The organism is Myxococcus vastator (genome assembly GCF_010894475.1).
GTDB lineage: Bacteria > Myxococcota > Myxococcia > Myxococcales > Myxococcaceae > Myxococcus > Myxococcus vastator.
In genome coordinates this window covers 1-471 of the sequence record NZ_JAAIYB010000970.1, presented here as the reverse complement: position 1 = coordinate 471, position 471 = coordinate 1, and the positions used below count along the sequence as shown (strand labels likewise).

1 pseudogene is annotated in these 471 nt (G+C 72.8%); it reads right to left on the bottom strand.

The window, feature by feature from the left end:
* Window positions 1-471 (bottom strand): annotated as a pseudogene (locus G4D87_RS38610) (hypothetical protein); the annotation flags it as partial.

Genomic DNA, 471 nt, shown 5'->3' with positions numbered 1-471 from the left:
GGTGACGACGGCGCCCTCGGCGGCGATGCGCTGACGGCGGCTCACGCCCACCGTGGCGCCGAGCACCGCGGAGATGAGGCCCAGCAGCAGTGACGCGAAGATGCCCCAGAAGACGCGGCTGGTGGGCTCGGCCGCCTGCAGCGCGCCCTGCTGGATCTGCTCGCCCATCTGTCCGGCCTGGCTCCGGAACTCGGTGAACTGGTCACCCACCCGGCCCGCGATTTCCTGGGCGTCCTGGCGCGACAAGCGCGTGTTCTCCGCGATGGAGGTGACGAGCACCTCCTGGTCGAGGTTGCCCGTGCGCAGGGCGGTGCTCAGGACATCGGACGTGGCGGCCTGGAGCTGGTTGGCGGTGATGGTCGGCTTGCCCTCCGCCTGGAGGCGCCGGTTGATGGGGGCCAGCGCGTCATTGGCGTCCAGCCCGAAGGTCTGCGCCGCCTGTCCGCCGCCCGAGGCCGCGCCCGCCACCGC